The 3,886-nt window shown below is 37.1% G+C and carries 7 protein-coding genes; 3 read left to right on the top strand and 4 right to left on the bottom strand.

Translation table 11 applies throughout. The features are described from left to right. Nucleotides 1–27 precede the first annotated feature (27 nt). Nucleotides 28–723 carry a methyltransferase gene (locus C200_RS04335; protein ID WP_054300142.1) on the bottom strand — a complete coding sequence of 232 codons (696 nt, stop codon included), beginning with the start codon at nt 721–723 and terminating at the stop codon, nt 28–30. A gap of 401 nt (nt 724–1,124) precedes the next feature. Here C200_RS04335 and C200_RS16685 point away from each other — a divergent pair, with 401 nt between their 5' ends. Continuing rightward, entirely contained in the window at nt 1,125–1,370 is a 246-nt protein-coding gene (locus C200_RS16685) for a transposase zinc-binding domain-containing protein (protein WP_157883632.1), read from the top strand. Beyond that, the gene (locus C200_RS04325; RefSeq protein ID WP_248782668.1) at nt 1,265–2,260 is read left to right on the top strand and encodes an IS91 family transposase; all 996 of its coding nucleotides are present in this window, start codon (nt 1,265–1,267) and stop codon (nt 2,258–2,260) included. The genes C200_RS16685 and C200_RS04325 overlap by 106 nt, the downstream gene beginning before the upstream one ends. 155 nt (nt 2,261–2,415) lie before the next feature. Here C200_RS04325 and C200_RS15350 read toward each other — a convergent pair whose 3' ends face one another. Then, nucleotides 2,416–2,574, bottom strand: coding sequence for a hypothetical protein (locus C200_RS15350; protein WP_016211924.1), 159 nt, complete (start codon nt 2,572–2,574; stop codon nt 2,416–2,418). A 344-nt stretch (nt 2,575–2,918) separates the two neighbouring features. On the opposite strand from C200_RS15350, the gene C200_RS04320 reads away from it, so the two are divergent. After that, nucleotides 2,919–3,365, top strand: coding sequence for a hypothetical protein (locus C200_RS04320; RefSeq protein WP_016211920.1), 447 nt, complete (start codon nt 2,919–2,921; stop codon nt 3,363–3,365). Between the two features lie 137 nt (nt 3,366–3,502). Here C200_RS04320 and C200_RS16680 read toward each other — a convergent pair whose 3' ends face one another. Next, the gene (locus C200_RS16680) at nt 3,503–3,613 is read right to left on the bottom strand and encodes a CBS domain-containing protein (RefSeq protein WP_080750115.1); all 111 of its coding nucleotides are present in this window, start codon (nt 3,611–3,613) and stop codon (nt 3,503–3,505) included. After that, nucleotides 3,603–3,886: hypothetical protein (locus C200_RS16060; RefSeq protein WP_033923679.1), on the bottom strand; the 284-nt coding region annotated here is incomplete at its 5' end. The genes C200_RS16060 and C200_RS16680, both read right to left, overlap by 11 nt.

The following is a 3,886-nucleotide window of genomic DNA, read 5'->3' as shown; positions in this document are numbered from 1 at the left end:
AATGTTAGGTGTCAGCCCCATTTTATTTTAAATTGGATTACACTCTATTACACTTAGCTTTAGTAAGCCATTTCGAGGAAGGGTAATTATTTTATTTATTTCAAAATCTGATTCTCTTAGGAGATATTCGAAATCTTTTTTCTCTCTTTCTTTGCTGTTAAAAAGGGAAAACATATGCAGATCATGCCAGACAGCAGAACTATCATGCTGTTTAGTATCAACAATTGCTTCAATTATAAATAATTTTCCCCCTGGGTTTATTGACGCTCGGGAGTTTTTAAGAATTTTTATAGCTATTTCATCTGTCCAATCGTGCAAAATAAATTTAAGAATGTGGTAATCAATACCAGATGGAATACTGCTTATAAAGTCACCAGAGACTAAATCTAATTTTTCAAGGATATCATCCGCCAGATTAGCTTTAGCATGTTTTATCACTTGGCCTAGGTCATATAAAACACCTGTTATATTTCTATGTTTTACTATGCCAGATAATAACTCACCTGTGCCACCTCCAATATCAATAATGCTTTTATGACTATCTAAATTTAATGCATCAATAATTGTTGGAATATCTCTTTTTGTATGAGCAGCCATAGATTTATTAAATAACTCAAATTTTACAGGATCTTTCTTTAAATATTCAAAGTAATCATAGCCAAAAGTAATACTAAACGTAAGCGTCGCTACCTCGGTAGGTATTTTGCACATCCAATGATGCAAAATCGCCGAACCTACCTCGGCCTACTCACCTCGTGCTTAGCACTCCATGGCTCGCAGCGAGAGCTAGCGCTATTAAGCATACCCTCATACAGGTTACTCCATGCCTGATATGAATCTTCTCCTGAACGCAGGGCAAATGAATAAAGTGAGCCTTCTTTATTGGGTATTAAAAGAGATGATTTTTCACTATTATAAAACTTCCCTGCTTTTTCTATAAATATCATTTTAGAGATTAAAGCTCTTAATAAGCGACAAGGATAGGCTCGCTGAGTACGGCTCGTGATATTTATCGTTGTCTGTATGATTAATCGCTTGTTAATCAACACAATGAGATAGTTAGTCTGATTCAATTCACGCTCAAACACCTTTTCCAAACCGGCAGGGCCTGGTGGCGCTACTATGTGGCCAATCGAGAGAATATTCCTCGCTCAGTGGTTGAAACAGTCGTGAAGATGCTCAGCTGCAAAACCAAGTTTGCCGGCCATGACGAATACAGCTGTTCTAACCCAGACTGCAAGCACACTAAGACCGTTGCCTATACTTGCAAATCACGGTTATGCTCCTCTTGTGGAAAAAAGCCACAGAGCAATGGATTGCTGCACAAAATGAGTTATTACCAAAGTGCGAATATCAACACATCACACTGACAATGCCAGAAGCTCTCTGGCCATTTTTTCTGGCAAATCGTGACCTGCTCAACGAGTTATCACGTCTGGCCGCTGACATCCTGCTCAAAACTGCAAAGAAGAAAAAAGTTAAGATTGGTATCTTTACCATGCTCCACACCTTTGGCCAGGATTTAAAGTGGAACACACACATCCACTTATCCGTGACACGCGGTGGCTTATCTGAATGCGAAGCGATATGGAAAAAGATTTACTTTACTAAGAGAAAAACCATGCGGATGTGGAGGTATGCAATCATTAATTTATTACGCGATGCCTACAAAGCAGGAAAACTCGTGATTCCTCATCAATATCAAAACCGCATTATTGACCTCACATCATTTAATCGATTTATTAATCCAGAATACAACAAACTCTGGCATGTGCATTTTTCTGACGTTCAGCCTTCACACCATCAAAATGTTGATTACTTGGGGCGCTATCTTAAACGACCACCGCTTTCTAACTCACGCATCCTTTATTATGATGGTGAGAAAGTCGCCTTTCGTTACATCGACCGAGAAACAGGAAAGCAGGAGAAATATCACTACACTGCTTTAGAGTTCATTGATCGTTTAATCCCTCACATCCCAGAAAAGTCATTTAAGATGGTTCGTTACTATGGTTTCTTGAGCTTCCGTACGCGTGGAAAATTACTGCCAAAGATTTACGAAATATTGGACCAGACGGTAGAGCCAATCAAAAAAATTACCTATGCATCACTCCTCAAAGGCTTTATCAACACTGATCCGTTTGAATGCATCCTCTGCGGTAGCAAAATGGTTTTAACGGGTGGTCGCCCAAAACAGCGCTTATCAGTCATTATGAAGTATCACAAAGCTCTAGCAACCATGCAGATAATTAAATTCTAACAGGAGTAGTCCGTCTAGGGTCAGGCTTTAAGCCTGATTTTTGCTATTTCATCACTTAATTAGCACCTATGCTTTGGGTGCTGGAAGTAATTTTTAGTCGAATTATTTCAATTTCATGATATGGCTGATTTTCAGAGTATTGTAATTCCTAAGCGCTAAATAAGCTGTGGCCTGACATTAAATTTTTGAGAGATTTGCTCTACTGTTTTCCCTTCATCACCAATATAGCTTGCTATATCAAGCCTTGCAGCTGTGTATATCGCCTGAGTTATTTGATAAGACTGTATATCACTATATAGTTCTTCTACTTGCATTTATTAATCCTTTTTACTGCAATAAACCTAAAGTACACCTAATACAGCTTAGCACACTACTTTTCTTTAGTAATAGAAACTGTACAGAAGCATACAGCCTTTTAGCACATTAAATTATATCCGGCAATACAATCTCATTTAAAAGCTCAGATATTTTACAAAAATTAATATTATTAGGCAAAAGCCTACATTTTTACTAGAATCCACTCATCACAACGTCCATAAGCTGAACATTATTAGAGCCACTTACAACTCAAAATTAAGAAAAACATTTAGACAGTTATATGACCTTATTTATATAATATAGCTGAAGTAGGATGCTAACTTTACTTAAGGAGATAAGGATGTATATTCCATACATGAAAGAAAGGTTTAATACTTTTGAACCAGGTAGCTTTACCGAAATAATGGCAAAAGTTCGTAGCAACAGCCTAACTGAAGTTGAGCTTTTTATTAAAGCAATTGCGACAAAACACAATGTTTATTCAGACAAAGATGAAGTAGATGAAATTCGTTTTGATGCCGCATGTCTGGCATTCCAGTTGGGTAACTTAGGTTTAGCTAAAGACTTATTAAAAGCAATAGACCCTGATTGTATTCAAGAGCTTGCAATGTCTTCTGTACGTCATCAAGACAACCAAGATCATAGCAGTAAAAGTGTTACTGATACTCTCAGAATGCTAAAGCTTCTGCCTGCAAATAAAAGTAATAGTTCCCTGCCTTTTTTCAGGGAACAACAATCAACAGAACAACAAAAAAGTGCGGATAACGACTTTTCCCCAGCAAGTTAAGCCAAACTTAGTTACAGTTTTACTATAGCTACAAGAAACTACTAAAATTAGCTCTGACAAATACTTTTTAAGCTAACGTACAAAGCTATATAACATTATGACGCCATTGAACGAGAATGGCGCCCAATTTATTTAGATTAATATTGATCAAGCAAAAAAACTAATAAATCATGTGATGTAATAATACCAACCAAATTCACATTATTATCAACAACAGACAAAGCATTAAATTTCTTCTCAATTAGCATTTGAGTCGCATGTTTTACCGTATCTGTTTCTTTTATCGTCAACACCGGTTACCCCATCAAGCCCCAGATTAGAATGCGTTGTCTTAAACTCACTACTATAGATACCTCCATCGCATTTTACAAAAACCGCAGGGTAATCAATTTTTAAATCAACAGTTCGCGTTTCTAAAAACCCCCCTCCTGCAACATTCGGCTCTCTACCAGAGTCTTTAATTTTTTCAATTATTTGTTCTCTATTAAGGAGGAAAGATGATACGTAAGCGTCGCTACCTC

The sequence above is a fragment of the Piscirickettsia salmonis LF-89 = ATCC VR-1361 genome, from assembly GCF_000297215.2.
In the GTDB taxonomy this organism is placed as follows: Bacteria; Pseudomonadota; Gammaproteobacteria; order Piscirickettsiales; family Piscirickettsiaceae; genus Piscirickettsia; species Piscirickettsia salmonis.
The sequence above is the reverse complement of the archived record's forward strand: the minus strand, read 5'-3'. Positions and strand labels throughout refer to the sequence as shown.

Bases quoted from the DNA above. Each gene is read 5' to 3' on its own strand.
- C200_RS16680 (WP_080750115.1), bottom strand. From the start codon at position 3,613: ATGCTAATTGAGAAGAAATTTAATGCTTTGTCTGTTGTTGATAATAAT.
- C200_RS04320 (WP_016211920.1), top strand. From the start codon at position 2,919: ATGTATATTCCATACATGAAAGAAAGGTTTAATACTTTTGAACCAGGT.
- C200_RS15350 (WP_016211924.1), bottom strand. From the start codon at position 2,574: ATGCAAGTAGAAGAACTATATAGTGATATACAGTCTTATCAAATAACT.